This is a genomic window from Streptomyces nodosus, from assembly GCF_008704995.1.
GTDB classification, from domain to species: domain Bacteria; phylum Actinomycetota; class Actinomycetes; order Streptomycetales; family Streptomycetaceae; genus Streptomyces; species Streptomyces nodosus.
Genome location: NZ_CP023747.1, coordinates 1,068,666 through 1,093,326 on the forward strand (window position 1 = coordinate 1,068,666; position 24,661 = coordinate 1,093,326).

22 protein-coding genes and 2 pseudogenes are annotated in these 24,661 nt (G+C 71.5%); 13 read left to right on the forward strand and 11 right to left on the reverse strand.

The genetic code is table 11. From position 1 onward, the window contains the following. The first annotated feature begins 125 nt into the window (after window positions 1–125). Complete coding sequence (locus tag CP978_RS04760; RefSeq protein ID WP_043437798.1) at window positions 126–983, forward strand: chitosanase; 858 nt, start codon at window positions 126–128, stop codon at window positions 981–983. A 21-nt stretch (window positions 984–1,004) separates the two neighbouring features. On the opposite strand, the gene CP978_RS04765 is transcribed toward CP978_RS04760, so the two are convergent. The 4 genes from CP978_RS04765 to CP978_RS04780 all read right to left on the reverse strand — a co-directional run bounded on the left by CP978_RS04765 (window position 1,005) and on the right by CP978_RS04780 (window position 4,760). Continuing rightward, window positions 1,005–2,897: a DUF2264 domain-containing protein gene (locus CP978_RS04765; RefSeq protein ID WP_043437800.1), complete on the reverse strand. Its 1,893-nt coding sequence runs from the start codon at window positions 2,895–2,897 to the stop codon at window positions 1,005–1,007. A 200-nt stretch (window positions 2,898–3,097) separates the two neighbouring features. Then, window positions 3,098–3,838, reverse strand: coding sequence for an SOS response-associated peptidase (locus CP978_RS04770; RefSeq protein ID WP_043437801.1), 741 nt, complete (start codon window positions 3,836–3,838; stop codon window positions 3,098–3,100). Between the two features lie 51 nt (window positions 3,839–3,889). Continuing rightward, window positions 3,890–4,099, reverse strand: coding sequence for a hypothetical protein (locus CP978_RS04775; protein WP_043437803.1), 210 nt, complete (start codon window positions 4,097–4,099; stop codon window positions 3,890–3,892). A 265-nt stretch (window positions 4,100–4,364) separates the two neighbouring features. Beyond that, window positions 4,365–4,760 carry a phage holin family protein gene (locus CP978_RS04780; RefSeq protein WP_043437804.1) on the reverse strand — a complete coding sequence of 132 codons (396 nt, stop codon included), beginning with the start codon at window positions 4,758–4,760 and terminating at the stop codon, window positions 4,365–4,367. A gap of 317 nt (window positions 4,761–5,077) precedes the next feature. Here CP978_RS04780 and CP978_RS04785 point away from each other — a divergent pair. From CP978_RS04785 to CP978_RS04825, 9 genes and pseudogenes are all read left to right on the forward strand, one after another. Beyond that, window positions 5,078–6,166: pseudogene (locus CP978_RS04785) on the forward strand (hypothetical protein); the annotation flags it as partial. 196 nt (window positions 6,167–6,362) lie between these two features. Next, window positions 6,363–7,487 carry an NADH-quinone oxidoreductase subunit B family protein gene (locus tag CP978_RS04795; protein WP_043437805.1) on the forward strand — a complete coding sequence of 375 codons (1,125 nt, stop codon included), beginning with the start codon at window positions 6,363–6,365 and terminating at the stop codon, window positions 7,485–7,487. Then, window positions 7,484–9,277 carry a nickel-dependent hydrogenase large subunit gene (locus CP978_RS04800; RefSeq protein ID WP_043437807.1) on the forward strand — a complete coding sequence of 598 codons (1,794 nt, stop codon included), beginning with the start codon at window positions 7,484–7,486 and terminating at the stop codon, window positions 9,275–9,277. The genes CP978_RS04795 and CP978_RS04800 overlap by 4 nt, the downstream gene beginning before the upstream one ends. Beyond that, a complete protein-coding gene (locus CP978_RS04805) occupies window positions 9,270–9,821 on the forward strand; it encodes a NifU family protein (RefSeq protein WP_043437809.1) in 552 nt (183 codons plus the stop codon). Before CP978_RS04800 ends, CP978_RS04805 begins: the two co-directional genes overlap by 8 nt. Beyond that, window positions 9,818–10,405: a DUF5947 family protein gene (locus CP978_RS04810; protein ID WP_043437811.1), complete on the forward strand. Its 588-nt coding sequence runs from the start codon at window positions 9,818–9,820 to the stop codon at window positions 10,403–10,405. Before CP978_RS04805 ends, CP978_RS04810 begins: the two co-directional genes overlap by 4 nt. 59 nt (window positions 10,406–10,464) lie before the next feature. After that, window positions 10,465–10,671: a hypothetical protein gene (locus CP978_RS04815; RefSeq protein ID WP_043437813.1), complete on the forward strand. Its 207-nt coding sequence runs from the start codon at window positions 10,465–10,467 to the stop codon at window positions 10,669–10,671. 68 nt (window positions 10,672–10,739) lie between these two features. Next, a complete protein-coding gene (locus CP978_RS34770; RefSeq protein WP_167748002.1) occupies window positions 10,740–10,883 on the forward strand; it encodes a hypothetical protein in 144 nt (47 codons plus the stop codon). 152 nt (window positions 10,884–11,035) lie between these two features. Next, entirely contained in the window at window positions 11,036–11,494 is a 459-nt protein-coding gene (locus tag CP978_RS04820) for a MarR family winged helix-turn-helix transcriptional regulator (RefSeq protein ID WP_043437814.1), read from the forward strand. A gap of 112 nt (window positions 11,495–11,606) precedes the next feature. Next, window positions 11,607–13,329, forward strand: a pseudogene (locus CP978_RS04825) (MFS transporter). A gap of 103 nt (window positions 13,330–13,432) precedes the next feature. Here CP978_RS04825 and CP978_RS04830 read toward each other — a convergent pair. Beyond that, a complete protein-coding gene (locus CP978_RS04830; protein WP_079162008.1) occupies window positions 13,433–14,479 on the reverse strand; it encodes an amidohydrolase family protein in 1,047 nt (348 codons plus the stop codon). Between the two features lie 72 nt (window positions 14,480–14,551). Further along, entirely contained in the window at window positions 14,552–16,174 is a 1,623-nt protein-coding gene (locus CP978_RS04835; RefSeq protein ID WP_043437815.1) for an FAD-dependent oxidoreductase, read from the reverse strand. 323 nt (window positions 16,175–16,497) lie between these two features. On the opposite strand from CP978_RS04835, the gene CP978_RS04840 reads away from it, so the two are divergent. Then, window positions 16,498–17,733, forward strand: a complete 1,236-nt coding sequence (locus tag CP978_RS04840; RefSeq protein WP_043437816.1) for a cytochrome P450 family protein — start codon at window positions 16,498–16,500, stop codon at window positions 17,731–17,733. 58 nt (window positions 17,734–17,791) lie between these two features. Here CP978_RS04840 and CP978_RS04845 read toward each other — a convergent pair whose 3' ends face one another. The 5 genes from CP978_RS04845 to CP978_RS35520 form a co-directional block, all read right to left on the reverse strand. Then, entirely contained in the window at window positions 17,792–18,379 is a 588-nt protein-coding gene (locus CP978_RS04845) for a rhodanese-like domain-containing protein (RefSeq protein ID WP_043437818.1), read from the reverse strand. A gap of 103 nt (window positions 18,380–18,482) precedes the next feature. Beyond that, window positions 18,483–19,229, reverse strand: coding sequence for a sulfite exporter TauE/SafE family protein (locus tag CP978_RS04850; RefSeq protein ID WP_043437820.1), 747 nt, complete (start codon window positions 19,227–19,229; stop codon window positions 18,483–18,485). A gap of 205 nt (window positions 19,230–19,434) precedes the next feature. Further along, window positions 19,435–20,802: an MBL fold metallo-hydrolase gene (locus CP978_RS04855; RefSeq protein ID WP_150478373.1), complete on the reverse strand. Its 1,368-nt coding sequence runs from the start codon at window positions 20,800–20,802 to the stop codon at window positions 19,435–19,437. A 203-nt stretch (window positions 20,803–21,005) separates the two neighbouring features. Continuing rightward, window positions 21,006–21,326, reverse strand: a complete 321-nt coding sequence (locus tag CP978_RS35515; protein WP_376697910.1) for a SpoIIE family protein phosphatase — start codon at window positions 21,324–21,326, stop codon at window positions 21,006–21,008. Window positions 21,327–21,532: 206 nt separating this feature from the next. After that, complete coding sequence (locus CP978_RS35520; protein ID WP_052454021.1) at window positions 21,533–21,952, reverse strand: LPXTG cell wall anchor domain-containing protein; 420 nt, start codon at window positions 21,950–21,952, stop codon at window positions 21,533–21,535. Between the two features lie 578 nt (window positions 21,953–22,530). Between CP978_RS35520 and CP978_RS04865 the strand changes: the two genes are divergently transcribed. Both CP978_RS04865 and CP978_RS04870 read left to right on the forward strand, forming a co-directional pair. After that, complete coding sequence (locus CP978_RS04865) at window positions 22,531–22,872, forward strand: ArsR/SmtB family transcription factor (RefSeq protein WP_043437827.1); 342 nt, start codon at window positions 22,531–22,533, stop codon at window positions 22,870–22,872. Further along, window positions 22,869–24,581 (forward strand): SulP family inorganic anion transporter, encoded by a 1,713-nt coding sequence (locus CP978_RS04870; protein WP_043437830.1) that lies wholly within the window; start codon window positions 22,869–22,871, stop codon window positions 24,579–24,581. Before CP978_RS04865 ends, CP978_RS04870 begins: the two co-directional genes overlap by 4 nt. Window positions 24,582–24,661: the final 80 nt, after the last annotated feature.

Consider the following 24,661-nt stretch of genomic DNA (forward strand, 5'->3'; position numbering starts at 1 on the left):
CGGGCAGCGTAGCCCCGTGTCCCGGGGTCACCGGGGAGGTCCGCCCGCAAGCCCGCCGAATGGCGGCCGGGTCACCCGAAAGCGGGCGCCGGACGGCCGATCCCCCCACCTCATCTGGAGTTCACGTGGCATATGCGTCCCCTTCCGGCTCTTCCGGAACAGGCCCCGCCCGCACCCCGCGCCGCGCTCTTCTCGTGCTGTTCGGGGCGTCCCTGGTGGGCGCCCCGGTGCTCGGCACCCCGCACGCCCGGGCCGCTCCGGGGACCGCCGGGGCGAGCGGACTCGACAGCCCGGCGAAGAAGGAGATCGCCATGGAACTGGTGGCGAGCGCGGAGAACTCCACCCTCGACTGGCGGGCCCAGTACCGGTACATCGAGGACCTCGGCGACGGGCGCGGCTACACCGCGGGGATCGTCGGATTCTGCTCCGGCACCGGTGACCTGCTGGACCTCGTCCGGCTCTACACCCGCCGCAGGCCGGGGAACGTGCTCGCCCGGTATCTGCCGGCCCTGCGCGGGGTCGACGGCACCGGCTCGCACCGGGGACTCGACCCCGGCTTCCCGGCGGACTGGCGCGGGGCGGCACGGGACGCGGCGTTCCGGCGGGCACAGGACGACGAACGCGACCGGGTGTACTTCGAGCCCGCCGTCCGGCGGGGCAAGGCGGACGGGCTGGGGGTGCTGGGCCAGTTCCTGTACTACGACGCCCTCGTCATGCACGGCGACGGGGACGATCCGGAGAGCTTCCGCGGCATCCGGGGACGCGCCCTGCACGGGGCGCGGACTCCGGCGCGGGGCGGAGCCGAGACGGAATACCTCGGCGCCTTCCTGGACGCGCGGGTGTGGGCCATGAAGCGGGAGAAGGCCCACAGCGACACCAGCAGGGTCGACACCGCCCAGCGGGTCTTCCTGCGCGCGGGCAATCTGAACCTGGACCCGCCGCTGGACTGGAAGGTGTACGGGGACCGCTATCACATCGGCTGACGGTCCGGCCCGGTACGGCGGCTACTCCAGCAGGAAGACCCTCAGCGGGTCGAACTCCACCCGGGTGCGCGCCCCGTCCCGGGCCCAGGTGACCTCGACGCGATCGCCGTCGACCCGCACCCGGGTGACGGCGTCGGCCAGGGGCGCGGGCTCCGGTGCGGCGGTGAGCCCGGCCAGGCACAGATGCACCGAGGTGCCGCCGGCCCGCCCGCCGAGCCGGGGCAGCCGTGCCCAGCGGGTCCAGGCCGTGCCCCCGGGCGCACGGACCGGTTCGGGCCCGTCCTCCCAGCCGTGGAGTCCGTGCAGCTGGGAGACCAGCGGTTCCTCGGGTCCGGTGGCCCACCCCGTATGGGTGACGCGGGCTCCGTCCGGCGCTCCGATCACCCGGTGGACACGCAGTTCATGGCGGCCCCGTACCACCGTGACGCTCTCCACCCGAAGGCCCGGCACCATCGGGGGTCCGTCGGTGAAGACGGGCCGGTGCCAGGACGCGGCCCAGCCCCAGCCGTCGCCGTGCCCCGCTCCCAGGGGGTGGATACGGCGCCGTACGCTCCCCACGCCCCGCACCTGGACCGAGAGATGGTTGTCGGCGACGTTCCCGGCGGCCGTCGGACCGGTGCGGGTGGAGTACGCCTGGCGTCCGTAGTGCGGATCGTCCTCGGCCGCCGACTCCCCCTCGTGGGGGCGCACATGGTCGCTGCCGTGGTTGTGCAGCCGTACGATCCCGTCGGCGCGTGTCGTCTGCAGCAGCAGCCCCGGCGCGGGCAGGGCGAGGACCCGGTCGGCCTCCTCGACCGGGGCGGGTTCCTCCCGCGCCGTCCACAGGGGGTGGCCGGCGGGTGCCAGCAGGGCGACGAACGCCTTCGACGCCCAGTACGGGGACGCCGGGCCCGAGTAGCTCTGCAGGGTGGCCTCATGGGGGCCGTGCCAGCCGAGGCTCAGCAGCCCGTCCCCGGTCAGGGCGCCGCGGTCCAGGAAATGGCGCAGGGTTCCGCTGACCAGACGCCGGGAGGTGCCGGGCGTCAGCGGGGTGTGGCCGGTGAGGGCGCCGAGGCCCACGGCCGCCGCGGTGGCGAACCGGTAGGTCAGCGACCGGCCGAAGTGCAGGGGTGCGCCGTCCGCGCCGAACATCAGCGCATAGCCGTCCAGATGGGTGCGCAGCCGCGCCCCGAGGTGGGCCGACAGCTCCTCGTCCCCGGCGAGATGGGCGTCGAGCATCGGATACAGATGCAGGGCCCAGCCGTTGTAGTGGTCGAAGGCGCGCCCGTCCCCGTCCGCGTACCAGCCGTCGCCGCGGTACCAGCCCTCCAGCAGCTCCAGGGCGCGGGCCCGGGCCGCGGCGGTCTCGGTGTCGCCGCGGCCGACCGACTCCAGGAACCCGGCGACCGTGAAGGGGAAGAGATACCAGTTGTTGGGGGCGGGGGTGTGCCGTAGCGCCCCGCGCAGCCATGCCTCCGCCCGGTCCTGGACCCCGGCGTCGAGCTGCCGCCACAGCCAGGGCGCGGTCAGCCGCAGCCCGAGGGCCACCGAGGCCGACTCCACCATCGGCTGGCCCTGGACGTCGTGGTCCAGGATCGACGGCCAGGACTCGGTGTCGTCACGGCCGGGGGTGCGGGTGCCGGCGTCCAGGCCCCGCGCACAGCGCTCCAGCAGGCCGTGCGGGTCCGCCCCGCCGGCGCCCGCGCCCCGGAAGGCGGCCGCGAGGAACGTACGGGCATAGCCCTCCAGTCCGTCGGAGCGCACCCCCGAGCGTGAGGGGCGTCCCGGCAGGTCGAGCAGGGAACACCCCGGGGTGCTCCAGCGCCATGCGGAGGCCAGCAGCCCGTCCGCCACCGTCTCCCAGTGGGCTCGGGTGTAGCCGGTGTACGGGCTCGACTCCCGGTCTTCCGGGGGCAGTTCGAAGGGGATGCTCATGCCTGGAACACCAGCCTCTCGCGCGTACGGGCCACCGCACGCCGGCATCGGAGGCCCGGCGCGTGACCTGGTCCGCCGGGCGGAGGCTGCTGACCGGACATGGCGCCTCCCGAGGTTCCCCGTGGTCCCGGGTCCCGGGGACGCGGCCTGTCCGGGACACGGGAATCCTCATGGCCCGGGAAGCGCCGGTCAAGGGGGCCTCAGGCCTGTGGTTCCACGGGGTCCAGCAGCCGGGCACCGTTGTTCCGTACGTCGTTGACGGCCGTGGACACCGGGCGGACCGTCAGACGGCCGCCCGCGGGGGAGTCCAGCAGGGCGCGCAGCCGCACCGGGTCCCGGTGTGCGGGGTCCAGCCAGGCGTCCTGCCGGTCGGGGGCGAGGGCCAGCGGCATACGCGGGTGGATGCGGCCCGCGGCATCGGTGGCGTCCTTGGTGATGATCGTGCAGGTCGCCAGCCAGGCCCCGGGGGCGTCGCCCTCGGGCACCGCGGGGTCGCGCCAGAACTCGTACAGCCCGGCGAGGGCCATCACCCGCCCGTCCTCGGGGCTGATGAAGTAGGGCTGTCTGCGCGCCCGGGTGCGGACTGTCGCCGGGACCGGCTGCCACTCGTAGAAGCCGTCGGCGGGCAGCAGACAGCGGCGTTCGAGGAAGGCACGGCGGAAGGCCGGTTTCTCCTGGACGGTCTCCACCCGGGCGTTGATCATTCTGGCGCCGGTCCCGGTGTCCTTCGCCCAGGACGGCACCAGGCCCCACCGCAGCGGCCGCAGTTGCCGGGTGACGTCCCCGCCGCCCCGCGGTGTCCGTTCGAGAACCGCCCAGACGTCGTCGGTCGGGGCGACGTTCCAGTTCGGTTCCAGGGCGTCCTGCCGGTTCCAGTCGGTGACCCCGAACAGCCGGACCAGCTCCCGCGGGCCCCGGGTGGACACATAGCGACCGCACATGGGCTCACTGTGCCACGCACGATGCCGGGACACCGGCTGCCGGACCGCCGGTCACGGGCGGGTGCAGCCGGCTCCCGCCGCGGGCAGCCCGTGGGTCCCGGGGGCCACCGAGGCGAAGGCCATCCGGAACAGGTCCCAGGCGCTGGCGTCACCGACCGGTGGGCTCCCGCCCGGTGCGGCGGCCGCACGGCGCTGCACCGGTTCGGTCACCGCGGCCCCGGGCCCGGCCCCTTCGGCGTGGTCGGCCGAGGTCGTCTCCATGGGCATCCCCTCCTTCCAGACGCGCTCCCGGGCCGCTGACGGCACCGTACGAGCGCGATGCCGCCCTGCGGGGTCCACGGTTCACCCGGGCGGCCCGGTCCCGCGCCGCAGCCTGCCACTCGGACACCGTGCGGGGCGTCCCGTCCCGCGTACGCGCCGCGTCGGCCGTGCCGCGTTCACCCGGTTGGGGTAACCGCCGCTCCGTCCCGGCCGCACAACGGTGGCAAGAGCGCGCCGTCCGGGACCGTCGGCCCCGCAGCGGCCGTCAGAACCGGTCCGGAAGGCCCTCGTGCGCCCGGTCGCAGGCCCGCTCCGGCACACCTCCCGCGCTACGCATCCGCGCACCCGCGGCACAGCCCAGCGTCACGGCACCCGTGGCGTAGACGGCGCCCAGCGCCGCCGGCGCGCGGGCTCCCGGCAGGACCGGCTCCAGCGACCGCAGCAGGGCCTCGTGCGCCGACCACAGCGTCAGCAGGCCGCAGACCCCGGCGGCGCCCAGCAGCGCGCCGCCCGCCCCGATGCGCCGCAGCGCGGCCCTGATCTCGCTGCGCACCGCGAGTATCTCGTGGCGCGCCAGCTGTGCGGTGTCCTGCGCCAGCCGGGCCGCCGCGTCGCCCGCGCGGCCCCTGTCCTCCGGGGAGTCCTCGCCCTGGGTGCGCATCGCCGCCGCCTCCGTTCCACTTCGGTTCCCTGTCCGCCGAGGCCGGCGGCCGGAGGTCCCGCCTCCCGCAGTACCCCCTGGGACCGCACCGACACGGCACCGGCCGCCCGTCGTCCGCGCTGCCCGTCCCCCGCTTCTCCGCCTCCGCCGGGCCCGCGCATTCCCCTTCCGACACCGCACACACCGTTCACCCATATGTCCTTAAAACGCGCCTATAGCAATAAAAGGTGTGATCGTTGTAAACCACTGCGTTACAGACAGTCGGCGAGTGAGGAGCGACGGTGAGCGACCCTGACCGGAAGCCCGGGGACACCCGGGTGGCGGGTTCCGCGGTCGAGGAGGCGTGCGCGGTGGCGGACGCCGTCCTCTACGAGGGCTATCTCCTCTACCCGTACCGGAGATCGTCCGGCAAGAACCGGGTGCGCTGGCAGTTCGGCGTCCTCGCTCCCCGCGCCTGGGCCGAGGCCCAGGGCCCGGTGGCGCCGAGCGTCTCGGGATCCGTGGAGTCCTGGCAGCAGCAGACCGAGGTCCTGCTGCGGGCCCGCCCCGGTGCCGTGGTGCGGGTGCGGGTGCGTCATCTGCAGACGCAGCACCGTGCCGTGGAACGCCGGGACGAGCAGGGGACCTATACGCCGGTGGACTCGCTGGAGGCCGCCGGAGCCGTCCATCTGTCCTTCGACGAGGCGGTGCCCCGCGAGACCGATCTCGTCGTCGCCCTGGACGAACTCCTCGGCGGAAAAAGGGAGTTCGCTTTCGGCGCACCTGGTGGCCGGCAGACCGAACCGCTCCCCGACGGCGTGGGGCGCCTGGTGCGCCGACGCCGCCCCCTGGAGGCGCGGGCGACGCTGACCGCCGAGCGGCTGCCCGGAGCGGGCGGACTGCACCGGCTGCGGGTCCGCATCGAGAACACCGGCCGGTCGACCCCTCCGGAGACCCGCCGCGAGGAGGCCTTGCGCGACGCCCTCATCGCGACCCACACCTTCATCGGCGGCGAGGGACTGGCCTTCTTCTCCTCGATCGACCCGCCCGAGGAGGTGGCGGCACAGGTCCGGGACTGCCGCAATCTCCACACCTTCCCGGTGCTCGCCGGCGCGGAGGGGTCCGACGACCTCGTGCTGTCGTCGCCGATCATCCTGCCCGACCATCCGCAGGTGGCGCCCGAGAGCCCCGGCGATCTGCATGACGCCGCGGAGATCGACGAGATCCTGACCCTGCGGACCCTGCTGCTCACGGACGACGAGAAACGGGAGGCCCGCGCCACCGATCCGCGGGCCGCCCGGATCGTGGACCGGGTGGAGACCATGCCCCCGGAGGTGCTCGCCCGGCTGCACGGGGCCATCCGCTCCCTCACCCCCTCCGGCTCCGCCGAGAGCGCGCCCCCGGACCGGCCGCGCGCAGAGAGCGCCGGGGCCGACGCGCTCGACGGGCGTGCGGGCGCCGTCCCCGACCTGGAAGAGGCGTCATGAACGTCATCGGGCGCAGCACCGCCCCCACCCGACCCCGGCCGCACGCCCCCGACGAGCCTCCCGCCCCGGTGCCGGCGGGACCGGTGGCCGCGGCCCACGACCGACTCCGGGACCGACTGCAAGGGAGGCCCAGCACATGACCGTCAGAAACGGTGACACAAAGGCGCGTCAGCACCCCCGGGGTGCAGAACAGAGGCACGGGTTCGACGAGATCCATGTCCTGTGGATCTCCGAGGGCATGAGCTGCGACGGGGACACCGTCTCGATGACGGCCGCCGGGCAGCCCTCGATCGAGGACATCGTCCTCGGTCTCGTACCGGGCCTGCCGAAGGTGAATCTGTACAACAAGGTGCTCTCCCCCGCCATGGGCGGCGAGGACTTCCTCGCGCCCTTCCGTGCGGCGGCCCGCGGCGACCTGGAGCCGTTCATCCTGGTCATCGAGGGCTCGATCCCCAATCAGAACATCATCCAGGGGGAGGGCTACTGGACGTCGTTCGGCAACGACCTGGAGACCGGCAAGCCGCTCACCCTCAACTGGTGGCTCGACCGTCTCGCCCCCCGCGCCTGGGCCGTGGTGGCCGCCGGCACCTGCGCCACCTACGGCGGGATCCACGCGATGGCGGGCAACCCGACCGGTTCCATGGGCCTGGCCGACTATCTGGGCTGGGACTACCGGTCGCAGGGCGGGCTGCCGATCGTCAACGTGCCGGGCTGTCCCATCCAGCCCGAGAACTTCATGGAGACCCTGACCTGGGTGCTCTATCACGCGGCCGGGTCGGCTCCGCCGCCCCCGCTGGACCATATGCTGCGCCCGCAGTGGCTGTTCGGGAAGACGGTGCACGAGGGCTGCGACCGTGCGGCGTACTACGAGCAGGCGGACTTCGCCAAGGACTACAACTCCCCCAAGTGCCAGGTGAAGGTGGGCTGCTGGGGCCCGGTCGTGAACTGCAACGTGCCCAAGCGCGGCTGGATGTCGGGCGTGGGCGGCTGCCCGAACGTCGGGGGCATCTGCATCGGCTGCACCATGCCCGGCTTCCCGGACGCCTTCATGCCCTTCATGGACGAGCCGACGGGTGCCACCCTCTCGTCCGCCCTGATCAGGCCCTATGGGGCCGTGATCCGGCGGCTGCGCGGCATCACCAACATGGCCGTCAACCGCGAGCCCAGGTGGCGTCATGCCAAATCCGAGCTGACCAGCGGCTACGACGCCCACTGGCGACCCCGAGAAAAGACGAGCGAGAGCGAGGAAGCACGGGCATGACGGCAACCGAGGCACGGAGCGCCAAGCGCAAACCCGAGCAGATCGTGGACATGTCCTGGGACCCGATCACCCGGATCGTCGGCAATCTCGGGATCTACACGAAGATCGACTTCGCGAACCGGGAGGTGGTGGAGTGCCACAGCACATCCTCGCTCTTCCGGGGCTACTCCGTGTTCATGAGGGGCAAGGACCCGCGCGACGCGGGCTTCATCACCTCGCGCATCTGCGGAATCTGCGGTGACAACCACACCACCTGCTCCAACTACGCCCAGCAGATGGCCTACGGCGTCAAGCCCCCGATGCTGGCCGAGACCATCGTCAACCTGGGTGAGGCGGCCGAGTACATCTTCGACCACACGATCTTCCAGGACAACCTGGTCTTCGTGGACTTCTGCGAGGCCATGGTCAAGGCCACCAACCCCGGTGTGCTGGCCAAGGCCGAGCGCACCGAGGCCCGCAACGGGCACATCCACGGCTACCGGACCATCGCCGATGTGATGCGCGCCTTCAACCCGTTCGAGGGCGAGGTGTACAAGGAGGCGCTCAAGGTCAGCCGGATCACCCGGGAGATGTTCTGTCTGATGGAGGGGCGCCATGTGCACCCGTCCACGCTGTACCCGGGCGGCGTCGGCACGATGCCGGAGCCGACCACCTTCACCGACTATCTGTCCCGGCTGGTGCGGGTCCTCGACTTCGTCAAGAAGGCCGTCGTGATGAACGACGACGTCTTCGACTTCTTCTACGAGGCCCTGCCCGGCTACGAGGAGGTCGGCCGTCGGCGCATCCTGCTCGGCTGCTGGGGCTCCTGGCAGAACCCGGATGTGTGCGACTACCGCTACGAGACGATGAACGAGTGGGGCAAGGCGATGTACGTCACCCCCGGCATCATCGTGGACGGCAAGCTCGTCACCAACGACCTGGTCGACATCAATCTGGGCATCAGGGTGCTGCTGGGCAGTTCGTACTACGAGGACTGGACCAATGAGCAGCCGTTCGTCACCCATGACCCGCTCGGCAACCCGGTCGACATGCGCCACCCGTGGAACCAGACGACGGTCCCGCTGCCGCAGAAGCGCGACTTCGACGGCAACTACAGCTGGGTGATGAGCCCCCGCTGGTACGACAAGAACACCACCGAGCATCTGGCGCTTGACACCGGCGGCGGTCCCCTGGCCCGTCTGTGGTCGACGGCGCTCAACGGGCTGGTCGACACTCCCTATGTCAAGGCCACCGGGCACAGCGTGCGGATCTCACTCCCCAAGAGCGAGAAGCTGCCGGAGATGACGCTGGAGTGGAAGATCCCCCAGTGGAGCAACACCCTCGAGCGCGACCGGGCCCGGCCCTACTTCGTGGCGTACGCCGCCGCCATGGCGTTCTACTTCCTGGAGCGGGCGATGGGGTTCGTCCGGGCGGGCGAGACCAAGGTCTTCGAGAACTACGAGGTGCCGGAGGAGGGCATCGGCTGCGGCTTCCACGAAGCGGTGCGCGGGGTGCTCTCCCACCACCTGGTGATCAAGGACAGCAAGATCGCCAACTACCACCCCTACCCGCCGACGCCATGGAACGGCAGTCCCCGGGACATGTACGGCACCCCGGGACCGTACGAGGACGCGGTCCAGGGCCAGCCGATCTTCGAGGAGAACGGCCCCGACGACTTCAAGGGCGTCGACATCATGCGGACCGTCCGCAGCTTCGACCCCTGTCTGCCCTGCGGGGTCCATATGTACCTCGGCCAGGGCAACACGCTGAGCAAGCTGCACTCACCCACCTATGGAGCGGCTCATGCCTGAGCCCGGACGGCTCGACGAGCCGGCGGTCGCCGAGCGGCTGTCCCGCCTCGATCTGCTGCTCGAGCAGATCGAGGCCGCTCCGGGACCGATGACCGGCGCGGCGATCGAGGCGGTGCAGGCGCTCGCCTCGGTCTACGGCGAGGCCCTGGCCCGGATCATGGACGCCGCCGACTCCCGTCTGGTCGACCGGATGGCCGGTGACGAGCTCATCGGCCACCTCCTGGTGCTGCACGGCATCCACCCCGAACCGCCCGAGCGCCGGGCGGCCCGCGCCGTCGACGGCCTGCGCCCCGCGGTGCGCGAGCGGGGCGGGGACGTCGAACTGGCGGGCGTGGAGGAGGGGGTGGCCCAGGTGAGACTGGCGGCCAAGGGGTGCGGCTCCTCCTCGGCCGCACTGGAGGACGCGGTCCGCGAGGCCGTGCTCGCCCTGGCCCCCGAGCTCTCCGGCGTCGAACGGGCGCCGGGGGGTGAGGAGCGGCGGAGCGCCTTCGTACCGCTGGAGACGCTCACCGTGCGTACGGCGTCCGCCGGGGAGCGTTCATGACCTCCGGCGCCCTGGCCCGCGTCATCCGCTCCGCCGCCGACCGGCGCACGGAGGTGGAGCGCTGCGATCTGTGCGGCGTGGACGTCCCCTCCGACCACCGGCATCTGCTCGACATGGGCGACGAGAAGGTGCTGTGCGCCTGCCGGCCCTGCTCGCTGCTCTTCGTCAAGGAGGCGGCGAGCGAGGGACGGTACCGGCTGGTGCCCCTCCGGCGGGTACGCCTGCCTCCGGTGGGTACCCGGGGGCTGGGCGTTCCGGTGGGCCTGGCCTTCTTCGTCCGGCATACGGACGGCACCGTGTCCGCCCACTATCCGAGCCCCGCGGGGGCCATGCGCTGGGAGGCGGACCCGGAGGCATGGCGTGAGGTCGTGGCGGCCTGCCCGCCGCTCGCCGGCCTCGAACCGGAGGTGGAGGCCCTGCTGGTGAACACCGCGCGCTCCGCGGACCACCACTGGATCGCACCGATCGACGACTGCTTCCGGATGGTCGCGCTCGTACGGACCCTGTGGCGGGGCCTGTCCGGGGGCAGCCAGGTGTGGCCCGCCATCGACCGGTTCTTCGCGGAGCTGACCGAACAACCGTAGGAACGACCAAGGACCGACCAGGACCGACCAGGCCGAGAAGGACCGGTAAGGAGGAGACGATGGGCACGATTCGCGTGGGCAAGCCGGACGTGAGTCCCGACACCCCCAGCCACGTTTCCGGACTGCACCAGGGCAACAGGGGCCCCTACAAAAGTCAGCCCGGACATCACGAGGACGGGACGGCCGACGCCCGCCGCTCGACCGGAATCCAGTCCAAGAAGCGCAACGCGCTGACCAGGACCATGCCGAATCTGCCGCCGGGATGAGGCGGCGATCACGGCCGTGCCCCGAGTGGGCACGGAATCGGAGACGACCGAGGAGTACGGAGACGGCCATGGCCAAGCGACTGCTGATCGCCCAGGCGCTGCTCGTGGGCGGCGCGGCGGTGACCCTGCTGATCAGGGAGATGCCCGGGCTGGTTCGCGAAGTCCGGATCTGGCGGATGGTGGGGATCCGGGGCTCCAAGTACCCCCGCTGAGCATCCCCGTCCCCCACGGCACCGAGTAGGCCGGGCCGCGCAGTGCTGCTGCGCGGCCCGGCCCTTTGCGGTGCCGTGCGCCCGCAGAGGGCTGAGCACCGTCCCCGACCAGGCATATTGTTTCACAATACATCTAGATGCATAATGAGCCTATGCATAAGCAGGTTATGGACTCCGCGGCGCCGGAGAACTCGCCCGACGCCCTGCACATGGCCGTGGAGCAGCTGGTCCGCTATGTGCGCCACAGCACCACCGCCGGCGGTCTGAGCGTCGGCGCCTCCGCCGCGTTGAGCCGGCTCAGCCGCGAGGGTGCGCACCGACTGACCGAACTGGCCCGGGCCGAACGCGTCTCCCAGCCCAATATGACCCAGCTGGTCACCCGCATGGAGCGCAGCGGTCTGGTCCGGCGCGTGGCGGACAGCAGCGACGGCCGGGGGGTGCTGGTGGAAGTCACCGACGCCGGCCGGGAGCTGTTCCGCCTACGGCGCGCCGACCATGCGCGCGCCCTGCGTGAGCTGGTCCAGGAGCTGACCGGGCCGGAGCAGGAGGCGGTCATGGTCGCGCTTCCGGCACTGGCCCGCGCCATCCAGGACCGTCAGGCCCGTTCCTGACCTGCTCCCCCTCCCTGACCCGCTCCCCCTCTCTGACCTGCCCCCGCTCCCTGACCTGCCCCCGCTTCACGACACCCGAAAATTTCACACGACGTTCGAAAGAGAACCGCATATGAGTGCATCGCACGGGAAGGCTGCGAGTCCGTTCAAGCAGCCCAAGGCCGTCTGGGCCGTGGCGTTCGCCTGCGTCATCTCGTTCATGGGCATCGGGCTGGTCGACCCGATCCTGCCCGCCCTGGCCGAGAGCCTGCACGCCTCGCCCAGCCAGGTCTCGCTGCTGTTCAGCAGCTATCTGATCGTGACCGCGGTGGCGATGCTGATCGTCGGCTGGTTCTCCAGCCGTTTCGGTGCCAAGCGCACCCTGGTCATAGGCCTGGCGATTATCGTGGTCTTCGCCGCCCTGGCAGGCACCTCGGGCTCCATCGACGGCATCGTCGGTTTCCGCGCCGGATGGGGCCTGGGCAACGCGCTGTTCATCGCCACCTCGCTGGCCGTCATCGTGGCCTCGGCCAGCGGCGGCTTCGGCGGAGCGATCATCCTGTACGAGACCGCCCTCGGCCTCGGCATCGCCGTCGGACCGCTGCTCGGCGGCGAGTTGGGCTCCATCAGCTGGCGCGGTCCGTTCTTCGGCGTCGCCGTGCTGATGGCCATCGCCCTGGCCGCCACCGTCGTCTTCGTCCCCTCACTGCCGAAGCCCGAACACCCCACCTCACCGCTCGCGCCGCTCAAGGCGCTGCGCCACCGCGGGCTGCTGACCATGGGCATCATGGCCCTGCTGTACAACTGGGGCTTCTTCACCATGCTGGGCTACGCCCCGTACCCCATGAAGCTGGACGCCCATCAGCTCGGACTGGTCTTCACCGGCTGGGGACTGCTGGTCGCGCTCTTCAGCGTCTTCGTCGCCCCGCGGCTGCAGACCCGTTTCGGAACCGCCCCCGTCCTGTACGCCAATCTGCTCGGCCTCGGCATCGTGATGGCCGTCATCGCCACGGGCGTCTCCACACCGACCGTGGTGATCGTGGCGGTCGTCGTCAGCGGCGCCTTCATCGGCATCAACAACACCCTCACCACCCAGGCCGTGATGCTGGTGTCCCCGGTCGAGCGTCCGGTGGCCTCCTCCGCCTACGGCTTCGTCCGCTTCATCGGCGGCGGACTGGCCCCCTACGCCGCCGGCAAGCTCGCCGACGCGACCGATCTCAGCGCCCCCTTCTATCTGGGCGCGGCCACCTTCGTCATCGCCATCCCGGTGCTGGCGAGCGGTCACCGGCTGCTCCACAAGGCCGAGGCGCACTCCGGCGAGGGGCAGCCGGTCACCCCCACCCTCACCCCGGTGGGCGCCCGGGCCGACGGCGGCGGCGCCCCGGTCGTCGTCGCCGTCGGATCCCATGAAGGGGGCCGCCGCCGTCGTGGACACCGCGGCCCGGCTGGCCCGTGACGCCGGCGGTCCGCTGGAGGTGGTCCATGTCCAGGAGACCGTCGTCGTCGAGGAACAGGCCGTCGACACCGAGGGCACCGAGCAGGCCCGCGCGGCCGTCACCGCCCATCTGGACCGGCTCGCCGGTCTGGGCATCGCCGCCACCGGTCAGATCCTCACCAGCGTCGGCGACCACGCCGCCGCCGGCCGGGCGCTGGCCCGGCACGCCGCCGACGTCAACGCCCGTACCGTCGCCGTCGGACGCTCCCCGCGTGGGCCCCTCGCCCAGTTCGCCGACGGCAGTTTCACCACGGCCCTCACCCACGCGGCCTCCTGCACGGTCGTCCTGGTCGACCCGGAGCACTCCCCTCGGCCGCTGACCGCGGACTCCCTGACGGAGCTGCGCAACACCCCCGCCTGAGACGGATCCTGACGCCCGAACGGCGAAAACCGCTGTCGGGCGGCCGGTGTACGGCCGCCCGACAGCGGTACGCCTCGCTCGCCGCTCCCGTCCTCCGCACGTCCTACGGTCGACGGCCGCCGGTGAGTGCCGGAAGAAGACGATGGGCGTTGTCGCGGTTGATGAGCCGACGCTGCTCCTCGTCGAGGGCGGGGTCGTTGTCGAGCGCGGGTGCGGTGACCCCCGTGACCAGATGGGCCGGGGTGGGGGGCCAGTCGCTGCCGTAGAGGATCCGGGAGGAACCCGCGGCGGCCAGCAGACTGGGGGTGGACGAGGGGGACATGGGGCCGGCCGTGTCGTAGTAGAAGCGATGGAGGTAGTCACGGACCCGGGCGCCCTCCACCTTGGGCGTCAGCTGGTCGCTGAACACCTCCGCGCGGGTGGCGATATAGGGCAGGAACCCGCCCCCGTGCGGCAGGATGAAGGTCAGGTCCGGGTAGCGGTCCAAGGTGCCGTTGATGATGAGACTGAGCGCGGCGCGCGTGGTGTCCAGCAGGAAGTCGCACAGGAACGGCGGCACGCCCTCCAGCCCCGCACCCCCTTGGGGGACGTCCATCGGATGCACACTGACCACGGCCGAGCGTTCGTTCAGCTCCGCCAGAATCACATTCTGGTCGGGGTGGCCGAGATAGACCCCCTTGACGCTGGTCCGCACACTGGCGCCGACGGCCCCGAGGTCGTCCATCCCATGGGTGAGCGACCACAGCGACAGGTCCGGGCTGTCGAGGAAGACCGGGGCGTAGAACGCGAAGCGATCGGGATGGCTCTTCACCAGGTCACCGGCCGCTTGCAGGGCGACCCGGGCGCTCTCCCTGCGCACCTTCGGTTCCTGCGGGCGGCCCAGCATCGCCACGGTGAACACGCTGGTCCGGATACCGGCCCAGTCCATCATCGTGAGCGCCGTGTCGAGGTCCCACCGGGTCCACGGCGGCAGGCTCCGACGATGGACGACCTCGTGCTTCTCCGCCCAGTCGAGCCATTCCGGCGCGGTGTAATGGTGGTGTACGTCCACCCGCGCCCGGCGCGCGTCACGCTCCTCCGTCTCCGCCGACCCGCTGTTTCCGGTGGCGGCCACGGGGGCTGTGCCGGTGGCCGTCTGCACTGATGTCATGGACAGGTCCCATTCCTGTGGTCACGCCGGAGAAGCCGGGCTTGCGAGGCACGGTTCCGGGCCGTGGTGCGTTCAGCGCCCGAGAACCTGGAGGAGGACATCGGTCAGTTCCTTCTCCCTGTCCGCCGTCTCGCCCTCGGCCCGCCAGGCCACAAAGCCGTCCGGCCGTACCAGCACCGCGCCCTCCGGTTTCGTGCCGTACGCCGAGCACCAGTCCGCGGCGCCACCGGTGTCCAGGTCGTACTCCGCTCCGTCGCCGATGGAGTAGGCGTCCAGCGGTACGTTGAGCCGCGCGGCCACGGTGCGGGCGGCGGTGCGCCAGTCCGGCCCGCCGCAGAGCAGCACGAAGGAGCGCTCGAACAGGTCGATCGTGGAGACGGTCGCCCCCTTGTGGCCGGCCCAGAGGTGCGGTGCACGGCTTCCGGGCTCGCCGTTCAGGCACAGGACGTCCGGGATGACGGAATCCTCCGCCGGTGCGCCCACCACCGCCCGCGAGTCATAGCGATAGCCCAGCGCCACGGTCATCAGATCGTCCGAGGGGTCGTTCGACTCCGTCCTGACGGAGTAGCCGGGGTGCTGCTCACGAGCCGCCTGAAGGGTCGCTCGCGCGCTGGTGGCCTGTGCCACCGGCCGGCGCTCGGACTCATAGCTGTCAAGAAGCGCCGGGCCCGCCCAGCCACGGAGGACCGCGGCGACCTTCCAGGCGAGGTTGTGCGCGTCCTGGATACCGGTGTTGGATCCGAACGCCCCGGTCGGCGGCATCTCGTGGGCGGAGTCACCGATGAGGAACACGCGCCCGTCCCGGTAGCTGTTGGCCACGCGGTCCGCCGCATGCCAGGTCGCCTTCCCGGTGATCTCCACGTCCAGATTGCGCACCCCGGCCGCCGCCCGGATGTGCTCGGCGATCCGGTCGTCGGTGAAGTAGTCCAGCGTCTGCCCGCGCGCGGGGAACCAGGGCACATGGAAGACCCATTGGTCCTCGTTGTCCACGGGCAGCAGCACACCTTCGCCGGTGGGGTCGGTGACATAGCAGACGATGAACGGGTCGTCCCCCGCGACCTCGCGCAGGAACTTGCTGCGGAAGGTGACGCTGACGTTGTGGAAAAGATCTCCCGAACCCGAGTGTTCGATCCCGAGCCGCTCACGCACCGGGCTGCGGGGGCCGTCGGCGGCGAGCAGATAGTCGGTGCTCATCGTGTATGTCTCGCCGGAGTCCCGGTCCTGCAGAACGGCCCGCACCCCGTCGGCGTCCTGGGTGAAGGACAGCAGTTCCGTGCGGAAGCGCACATCTCCGCCCAGGTCGCGGGCGCCTTGCAGCAGTACGGGTTCCAGATCGTTCTGGCTGCACGCGCACCGCCTCGCCGAGCACACGTCGGCCTCCGGCGCCCTGCCCGTGATCCGCCCCGAGAGCCATCGCCGGTTCCCGCTGTGCAGGGTGTCCACCTGAAGGATTCCGTTGTTCTTCGACAGCGTCTCCGCCGCCTTCCGGATCCCCGGCTCGAGGCCGGCGGTCCGGAACAGTTCCATCGTCCGCATGTTGTTGCCGCGCCCGCGCGGATGCGACGACGTGGCGGTATGACGCTCGACGACGCAGTGCTGGATGCCCAGGCGCCCGAGGAAAACAGATGCGGACAGGCCCACGAGTGAGCCCCCCACGACCAGGACGGGCACATACTCGTTGCCGCGATCGTTCATCGCGTTTTTCTCCTCCGGGGTCAGCGTCTCCGCAGCGCGGTGGCCGAGGAATTCCGTGGCTCGCTCGCATTTCTTTTGCCATGCGGGGCGAGCCGATATGCAGCGATCACCTGAACAGCGGATGATCCGCCTCACCGCGTACCCACCCATGGGCCTGGACAGCCGTCGAAATCCCACGGCAGGTGCGATCGGGCTAATCGCGTTTACCCGGGGGAAGTTGCCGGGGACTGGTGGATCGAACCTCATATACCTGCTGTCCCGTTGCCGGGGCGGGAGCACCACGGAGAAAGGCCGGGACGATGACTCAGCTCGACGAACGAGATATGACGGACTCGACAGCGGACGCGGTCTCGGCGGCCTCGCGCGGTGCGGCGGAGTATCGCGCCAATCCCTATCCGGTGTACGCGCGGCTGCGCGAGTCCGCCCCGGTGTGCCGGCTGTCTCCCCCGCACGGCGTGGACACCTATCTGATCACCCGGTACGACGACGCCAAGGCCGCCCTGACGGATCCGCGCATCAGCAAGGACATGTACGCGGCGATGGACGCGTACCACACCATTTTCGGTGACTCGTCCGTCGCGCTCGACGACAACATGCTCTTCTCGGACCCGCCCAAGCACACCCGGCTGCGCCGCATCGTCAACAGCGCCTTCAGTCCGCGCCGTATCGAGTCGCTGCATCCCCGCATTCAGCAGGTCACCGATGAACTGCTGGAGCGCTGTCCCACCGACGCACCCATCGACCTGCTGTCGTCGTTCGCCTTCCCGCTCCCCCTCGTCGTGATCTGCGAGCTCATCGGAATTCCCGAGGACGAGCGCGAGGAGGTCCAGCAATGGTGCGCCACCGTCGCGCGCACCGGATTCAGCAAAGCCGACAAGGAGAAACTGGCACAGGCCGAGGGAACGCTGCGGGACTATTTCGCCGGCCTCATCGTACGGAAGCACAAGAACGCCTCCGACGACCTTCTCAGCGATCTGATCCGGACGCAGGACGAGCAAGGGGCCCTGACCGACGGCGAACTTCTGTCGACCCTGTGGGTGCTGCTCTTCGCCGGCCACAAGACGACCGCGTACCTCATCGGCAACGCCGTCTTCACCCTGTTGAACCACCGCGATCAACTGGAGGAGATCCTGGCGGACCCGGCCCTTCTGCCGAACGCGATCGAGGAGGTCCTCCGCTTCGAGGGGTCGGTGGAGAACGGCACGTTCCGGCACGCCCTGGAGGACATCACCATCAGGGGCACGCTCATTCCCAAGGGCTCCCTGGTGCAGATCGCGCTCTCCTCGGCGAACCGGGATCCGGAGAAGTTCTCCTGCCCCGACAGCTTCGATGTGCGTCGGCAGGGTCTGCAGAGCACGCATCTGGGCTTCGGCAGCGGGCCGCACTACTGCCTCGGTGCGCCGCTGACGCGCATGGAGATGCGCACGGCGCTGACCACGCTCTTCCAGAAGTTCCCGAAGATCGAGCTGGCCTCCGAGGCGTCCGAGGCCGAATGGCTCAAGGTCCCGTTCCCCGCGTTCCGGGGACTCGAGAGGCTGCCCGTCAAGCTGGTTCCCTGACGGCTCCGGCACAAGGACGACGGGCCTTCGGCGCGCACCGCGCCGAAGGCCCGTCGTCTCAGCGTGTGCGGAGCGCCGCCAGCGTGGCGGTGAGGTCGGTCGTACGCGGCCGGTTGTGGGGCAGCCTGGCGAGCAGGGCCGCCATTCCGCAGGTGTCGGTGAGCGCCGAGAACACCAGACCGCCCGCGACGCCCGCAGAGATCAGCAGGAAGGCCGGATGGACGGCCTGACCCAGTGCCAGACCGGTCAGGACCAGGGTGCCCGCGGTGAGGCGGACCTGGCGTTCCATGCTCCAGCCGGACCGGGGGGCGCAGGCGGCGGGCCGCTGGAGGTCATGTCCCGCGGCGGCCCAGGCCTTGGTGCCGCCGACGAGGGTGGCGGCGGCCGTGCCGTGCTCGGCCAGGAGTGCGCAGGCGTTCCGGGAGCGGTTGCCGGAAGCACATACGACGAGGACATCGGCGCGTCCGGCCGCGGCACGGATCTCGGGCAGCGCGCTCCGCAGGGAGTCCAGGGGGATGTTGAGAGCACCGGGCAGATGACCCGAGGCGTACTCACCGGGGGTGCGCACATCGATGACGGTCAGCTCGTGCAACCGGCTCCGGGCCTGGTCGATGCCGAGGGTGACGGGGGTGACGGGAATGCTCATGGCTGGGTGATCCTTGATCGTCGACTGTGTCCCGGACCGGGACGTTCGGTGCCGCTGGGGGTAGGGAGCGGGGGGACGGTGGAGCGGAGAACGTGCACGGCGGTCATCGGAGTGCGGCGTCGATCAGCATGAAGGCGGCCACTCCCAGCAGCATCAGGGCGAAGATCCGCCGGAGGGCGGGGCCGGACACCTTGGCCGCCAGGCGTCTGCCGTCCCAGGCACCGAGGATCGCCGCCCCGGCGAACGGGGCGATGACGGCCCAGTCCGGTCCGTCGGCGGTGCCGGTGCGCATCATCAGCGCGGCCAGGGAGTTGACGGTGATGACCAGCAGACTGGTGCCCACCGCCTCCCTCATCCCCAGGCGGACCACTCCCACCAGGGCCGGTACGGCCAGAAAGCCGCCGCCGACGCCCAGGACCCCGGTCAGGGCTCCGAGGCCCGCGCCGGCCCCGGCCGCACGGAGCGGCCGGACGGGGCCGGACGCCTCGTCCGGACGGGGACGCAGCATCCGAAGCGCGGCCAGCGCCGCCGTCACCGCGAAGGCCGTGGTCAGCACCGCCTGCGGCAGCCGCCCTGCGACGGCACCGCCGAGCAGGGCCGGACCGATGCCCGCCGCCGCGAACAGCAGTCCGGTGCGCCAGCGGACCCGGCCCTCCCGGGCGTGTGCGGTCAGCGCGGTGGCCGAGGTGACGGTCACGATGACCAGGCTCGCGGTGCCGGCCGCGACCGGGGTGAAGCCGAGCAGATAGATCAGGGCGGGCACGGCCAGTACGCTGCCCCCGCCCCCGAGTGCGCCCAGGGCGAGACCGATGACGGCCCCGGCGGCCAGGGCGATCAGCAGAACGCTCATACGGCCGCGCCGTCCCTGCCGCGCCGATCCGCCGCGGGCCGTCCGCTCCACGCCTGGTGCCGTATGCCGCCGCTGCCGTCCCGTGCCTCGTCCGGGCCAGTCGTGAACCGGCTCATCGCCTTGATGCTCCTCATCGCTTCGTTCCGGGTGCGCGGCCGGCTCGTTGCGGGCGTGCCACGCCCCGGCCGCTGGGGCATCCGGTGCCTCAGGCCGTCCGGCCGGTGAGTCCGGCCCGCACCGCGTTGTCGTAGGCGTCGTCCACCACGACGACGTCCCGGCCCGCCGCGTCCAGCAGGGAGGCGGCGATCGCGGCGCGCATACCGCCGGCGCAGTGCACCCACACCGGTCCGCCGGGGATCTCGTCCAGCCTGCGGTGCAGGGTGTGCAGCGGGATGTGGACCGAGCCCGCGATGTGTCCCTCGGCCCGCTCCGAGGTACGGCGGACATCGAGGACGACGATGTCCCCGGCCTCGCGTCGCACGGCGAGGTCGGCGAAGACGGCGCGGGGGAAGGAGCGCGTCTCCTCGCCCCGGCGGACCCAGCCGGAGGGGTCGCCGGTGGCCGCGGCGGCGGGGCGGTCGATGCCGACCCTGACCAGTTCGCGCTGGGCGGCGGCCAGTTGCCCGGCGGACTCCGCGAGCAGCGTCACCGGCTTGCCCCAGGGGATCAACCAGGCCAGATAGGTGGCGAGTTGTCCCTCGGCCTCGAAGTTGAACGATCCCGCCACATGCCCGGCGGCGAAGGCGACCCGGTTGCGCAGGTCCACCACCCACTCCCCCTGCTCGAGCCGTGCGGCGATCTCTTCGGCGTCGGCCGGCGCGGGCGGGGTGAGGTCGACCGGTGCGGGGCCGACGGCATTGGCGGGCCCCATGTGGGCGTAGTAGGCGGGGATGTCGTCGAGGCCGGCCAGCAGGGCGGCGACGAACGCGTCCGCGTCCAGCGTGAGGGCCTCGTTGGCCGCCTTCTCCTTGCCGATCGTCGTCTCACCGCCCTCGGCCCGGCCGGCGGAGCAGAAGCTGCCGAAGCCGTGGGTGGGCAACACCGGTGTCTCGTCGGGCAGTTCGGCGACCAGTCGATGGGCGGAGGCATGCTGGGCGCGGGCCAGGCGCTCGGTCAGGCGCGGCTCGACGAGATCCGGGCGGCCGACCGTGCCGATCAGCAGCGAACCGCCGGTGAACACCGCCACCGCCGTCCCGTTCTCCTCCAGCACATAGGAGGTGTGGTGCGGGGTGTGCCCCGGCGTGGCCATCGCCCGCAGAGAGACACCCGCGTCGGCGTCCACGACGGTGGTGTCGCCGTCCCGCACGGGTATCCGCTCGAAGGCGACCGTGGCCGCGGCCGGCACCAGATAGGCGGCGCCGGTGATCCGGGCGAGCTCCAGGCCCCCGGTGACGTAGTCGTTGTGGAGGTGGGTCTCGACGACATGGGAGATCCGCACCCCGCGCCGGGTGGCCGCCTCGATCATCCGGTCCATGTCACGGGGCGGGTCGACCGCCACCGCCGTGCGGGCACCGCCGGCCAGATAGCCGCGGTTGCCGAGTCCTGTCACCTCGATGGTGTCGACGAAGAACATGCCGGGCACTCCTTTCCACCGATTGATTACCCCCGGGGGTATGTCGTCGACGGTAGCACGAGTACCCCCGGGGGTATTTTCGGGGTGAGGGGGATCCCATTTCCACCGCGGGGAAGCGGGATGCCGGTGCCCGACGGTCACGGCCTGACGCGCGGGGTCACCACTCCGCGTCGGACCACTGCTGCCGTCTGAGACCTCGCAGATCAGGGTGCGGTCGCGCAGCAGACGGACCCGGCGGACGGCCTCGGCCTCGCGGGGCACGTCCCAGTCGGCCGTCTGCCCGGGAGCGAGAACGCGGGTGCGCGCGACCAGCAGGGCGATGCCGTCGCCCGCACAGGAGGGGGCAGGGCCTCGAGCACCGCCCGGCAGGTCTCCTCCGGTGTGCGGACGGGCCGGGCCAGTGCCTCGCGCAGCAGCTCCAGGCCGACGCCGATGTCCCGGTCGCGACCCACGATGAGCCCGTCGGCACAGAGGACCAGCCGGCTCCCCTCGGGCAGCCGGAGTTCGGCGGTCTCGAAGGGCAAGCCACCCAATCCCAGGGACGGCCCGGCCTCCATTTTCCTCCAGTCGCCCGGTCGCGTTCCCCGGCGAGGCGAGGCGCGCGCCGGGGGCGGGCCGGTTCCGCGCGGGCCGGTTCCGCGCGGACCGGGCGTCGCGTGCGGCCCCGCACGCGGACGGCGTCCCGGCCGGGGCCGGGACGCCGAGTCTCTGGGGGCGGGTGCCCGCGGTGTTACGCGTTGCGGCGACGGCGTACGGCCAGCATGGTGCCTCCGCCGACCGCGATCAGGCCGGCGGCGGCTCCGCCCACGGCCAGGGTCCGCTCGCTGCCCGTGGCCGCGAGCCTGTCGTAGTGGTGGTGACCCCGCCCGTCGTGCCAGCGGTGGTGGTGCCTGTCGTGCCGGCAGGATCCGTGCCGCACCACCCGGATACGGGTGGAGACGCTCCGGAAGGGGCTGCGGGCGGTGAGTCTGAAGGTGTGCCAGCCGGGGCGCTCCCGCCTCGGGATGGTGACGGACCCGGTCACCCTGCCCTCGCGGTTGGCCCGGAAGTGGCCCAGAACGATCGTGCGGGACCGCAGTTCCGCGGTGACCCGCTGATGTCTGGTGAATCCCCTGCCGATGAAGCCGACCGAGCAGCCGGCCGGCACCACGGTCCGACTGAGAGACAGACTCGGGGGCGGCGGCGGATACGGGCCCGGGTGCGCAGAGGCAGTCTGCGCCCCCATCAGCGGGCCGGCGATGAGTGCGGCAGCTGATGCCGCCGATGCCAGCGCAACCCGCCATCTTGGCGACGTCGTCATCTTTGTTCACTCTCCTCTTCGATCTCGATTCGCGTCAGGCTGCGCAGCGTCAGCCGTATCGAGATCCATATAAAGGCAATAAAAGGGACATAACGAAGCGACTGGCGCGGCGTCAGTCACAACACACCGAATGGGGGAGCCCTTCTGACGTCCCGTCATGAGGGAGCCATGCGCGCCACGGCACGGCGACCACCGATCGCGCGGGGCCGGTGACCGCCCGCCCGGTCGTGCAACCTTGCACAATTGCAAAATTCTGCAATTTCCTACATCATGGATACCTGGTCGCGCCGTCCTCACCGAGCGCGACCCCACGCAGACGGCAGGCACCGGCCGCGCCGGCGCCGCCGCGACGCGGCCAGGGCGCCCTCCTCCCGGCACCGCACGACCGCGTGCACCCAAGCAACCCCCGACCAGGAGGAGACACGGCAGTGCCGGTCCCGCTGTACCAAGCCAAGGCGGAGTTCTTCCGGATGCTCGGACATCCCGTGCGGATCCGCATCCTGGAACTGCTGCAGGACGGGCCGATGCCGGTGCGCGATCTGCTCGCCGAGATAGAGATCGAGCCCGCCGCCCTGTCCCAGCAGCTCGCGGTGCTGCGCCGCTCCGGGATCGTGACCTCCGTCCGCGAGGGGTCCACCGTGGTCTATGAACTCGCGGGCGGGGATGTGGCGGAGCTGATGCGCGCCGCCCGAAGGATCCTGACCGAGATGCTGGCCGGGCAGAGCGAGTTGCTGGCCGAGCTGAAGAAGGCCGAGGTCCCGAACCGGTGAGCACTCTTGTGACCCGGGGCGCCGCCCAGGTCCGTTCCCTGCTGCCCTCGCGTGCCGACCTCGCGGTGGTACGCCGCGATCCCCGCCGCGACCTGCTGTCCGGCCTGACCGTGGCGATCGTCGCGCTGCCGCTGGCCCTCGGCTTCGGGGTGTCCTCCGGCCTGGGCGCCGAGGCGGGACTTGCCACCGCGGTCGTGGCGGGAGCCCTGGCCGCCGTCTTCGGCGGGTCGAATCTTCAGGTCTCCGGTCCGACCGGGGCGATGACCGTCGTGCTGGTGCCGATCGTCGCCCAGCACGGCGCCGGCGGTGTCCTGACGGTCGGTCTGATCGCCGGTGTGCTGCTGCTCGGCATGGCCGTGGCGGGGCTGGGCCGCTATATGGCCTATGTTCCCGCGTCGGTGGTGGAGGGCTTCACCCTCGGCATCGCGCTGGTGATCGGCCTCCAGCAGGTCCCGGGCGCGCTCGGTGTCGCCAAGCCGGAGGGCGACAAGGTCCTCGTGGTGACCTGGCGCGCCGTCGAGGCGTTCGCGAAGGCACCGAACTGGACCGCCGTCGCACTGGCCGCCTCGGTGGCGGCGGTGATGCTGGTGGGGGCACGGTGGCGGCCGGCCGTGCCGTTCTCGATCCTCGCGGTGATCGCCGCCACCCTCGTCGCGCAGCTCTTCCATCTGGACGCCGCCGCGCCGATCGGTGATCTGCCCTCGGGACTGTCCGCTCCCTCCCTCGGCTTCCTCGACCTGTCGGCGCTGGAGACCCTGCTGCTGCCGGCCGTCGCGGTCGCCGCGCTGGCCGCGCTGGAGTCCCTGCTGTCCGCACAGGTCGCCGACGGCATGACGGTCGGACAGAAGCACGACCCCAACAAGGAACTCTTCGGCCAGGGCCTGGCGAACATCGCCGCACCGCTGTTCGGCGGTGTGCCGGCGACCGGCGCCATCGCCCGTACCGCGGTCAACGTCCGCAGCGGCGCCTCCTCCCGGCTGGCCGCCCTCACCCATGCGGCGATCCTGGCGGTGATCGTGTTCGCCGCCGCCCCGCTGGTGTCGAAGATCCCGCTCGCCGCGCTCGCCGGGGTGCTCATCGCGACCGCCGTGCGCATGGTCGAGGTCGGCTCCCTGCGCGCCATGACGCGCGCGACCCGTAACGACGCGGTCGTGCTGGTCCTCACCGCCGCCGCCACCCTGGCGCTCGACCTGGTGTACGCGGTGCTCATCGGACTGATCGTGGCCGGGGCGCTGGCGCTGCGGGCGGTGGCCCGCCAGGCCCGTCTCGACCAGGTCGACTTCCGCCCCGATCTGCCCGGCGAGCACAGCGACGAGGAACACGCGCTGCTCGCGGAGCACATCGTGGCGTACCGGATAGACGGTCCGCTGTTCTTCGCCGCGGCACACCGCTTTCTGCTGGAGCTGTCCGAGGTCTCCGGCGTCCGGGTGGTGATCCTGCGGATGTCCCGGGTGACCACCATGGACGCCACCGGTGCCCTGGTCCTCAAGGACGCGATCGAGAAGCTGAACCGGCGCGGCATCGTGGTGATGATCTCCGGGATCCGGCCCGGCCAGCGCCAGGTGCTGGACTCCGTCCAGGTGCTGGATCGACTGCGTCTGGAAGGACGGGAGTACGAGACCACCCCCGAGGCGATCGCCGGGGCTCGCAAGCATCTGGAGCACGCCGGGCTGCTGATCCCCCGTCAGACACGGCAGGCCGCCCGATGACCGTGCTCCCCGCCCGGCGTCCGACGACCGAGGCGCCGGGGGCGGGGGCCTTCTGGTGACGCCCCGGCTGGAAGCGCTGC

Coding starts and splice junctions, on each gene's coding strand:
- CP978_RS04805 (WP_043437809.1), top strand. CDS start 9,270: ATGCCTGAGCCCGGACGGCTCGACGAGCCGGCGGTCGCCGAGCGGCTG.
- CP978_RS04850 (WP_043437820.1), bottom strand. CDS start 19,229: ATGAGCGTTCTGCTGATCGCCCTGGCCGCCGGGGCCGTCATCGGTCTC.
- CP978_RS04780 (WP_043437804.1), bottom strand. CDS start 4,760: ATGCGCACCCAGGGCGAGGACTCCCCGGAGGACAGGGGCCGCGCGGGC.
- CP978_RS04810 (WP_043437811.1), top strand. CDS start 9,818: ATGACCTCCGGCGCCCTGGCCCGCGTCATCCGCTCCGCCGCCGACCGG.
- CP978_RS04845 (WP_043437818.1), bottom strand. CDS start 18,379: ATGAGCATTCCCGTCACCCCCGTCACCCTCGGCATCGACCAGGCCCGG.
- CP978_RS04820 (WP_043437814.1), top strand. CDS start 11,036: ATGCATAAGCAGGTTATGGACTCCGCGGCGCCGGAGAACTCGCCCGAC.
- CP978_RS04795 (WP_043437805.1), top strand. CDS start 6,363: ATGACCGTCAGAAACGGTGACACAAAGGCGCGTCAGCACCCCCGGGGT.
- CP978_RS04765 (WP_043437800.1), bottom strand. CDS start 2,897: ATGAGCATCCCCTTCGAACTGCCCCCGGAAGACCGGGAGTCGAGCCCG.
- CP978_RS04815 (WP_043437813.1), top strand. CDS start 10,465: ATGGGCACGATTCGCGTGGGCAAGCCGGACGTGAGTCCCGACACCCCC.
- CP978_RS04775 (WP_043437803.1), bottom strand. CDS start 4,099: ATGGAGACGACCTCGGCCGACCACGCCGAAGGGGCCGGGCCCGGGGCC.
- CP978_RS04800 (WP_043437807.1), top strand. CDS start 7,484: ATGACGGCAACCGAGGCACGGAGCGCCAAGCGCAAACCCGAGCAGATC.
- CP978_RS04855 (WP_150478373.1), bottom strand. CDS start 20,802: ATGTTCTTCGTCGACACCATCGAGGTGACAGGACTCGGCAACCGCGGC.
- CP978_RS04835 (WP_043437815.1), bottom strand. CDS start 16,174: ATGAACGATCGCGGCAACGAGTATGTGCCCGTCCTGGTCGTGGGGGGC.
- CP978_RS34770 (WP_167748002.1), top strand. CDS start 10,740: ATGGCCAAGCGACTGCTGATCGCCCAGGCGCTGCTCGTGGGCGGCGCG.
- CP978_RS04840 (WP_043437816.1), top strand. CDS start 16,498: ATGACGGACTCGACAGCGGACGCGGTCTCGGCGGCCTCGCGCGGTGCG.
- CP978_RS04830 (WP_079162008.1), bottom strand. CDS start 14,479: ATGACATCAGTGCAGACGGCCACCGGCACAGCCCCCGTGGCCGCCACC.
- CP978_RS04770 (WP_043437801.1), bottom strand. CDS start 3,838: ATGTGCGGTCGCTATGTGTCCACCCGGGGCCCGCGGGAGCTGGTCCGG.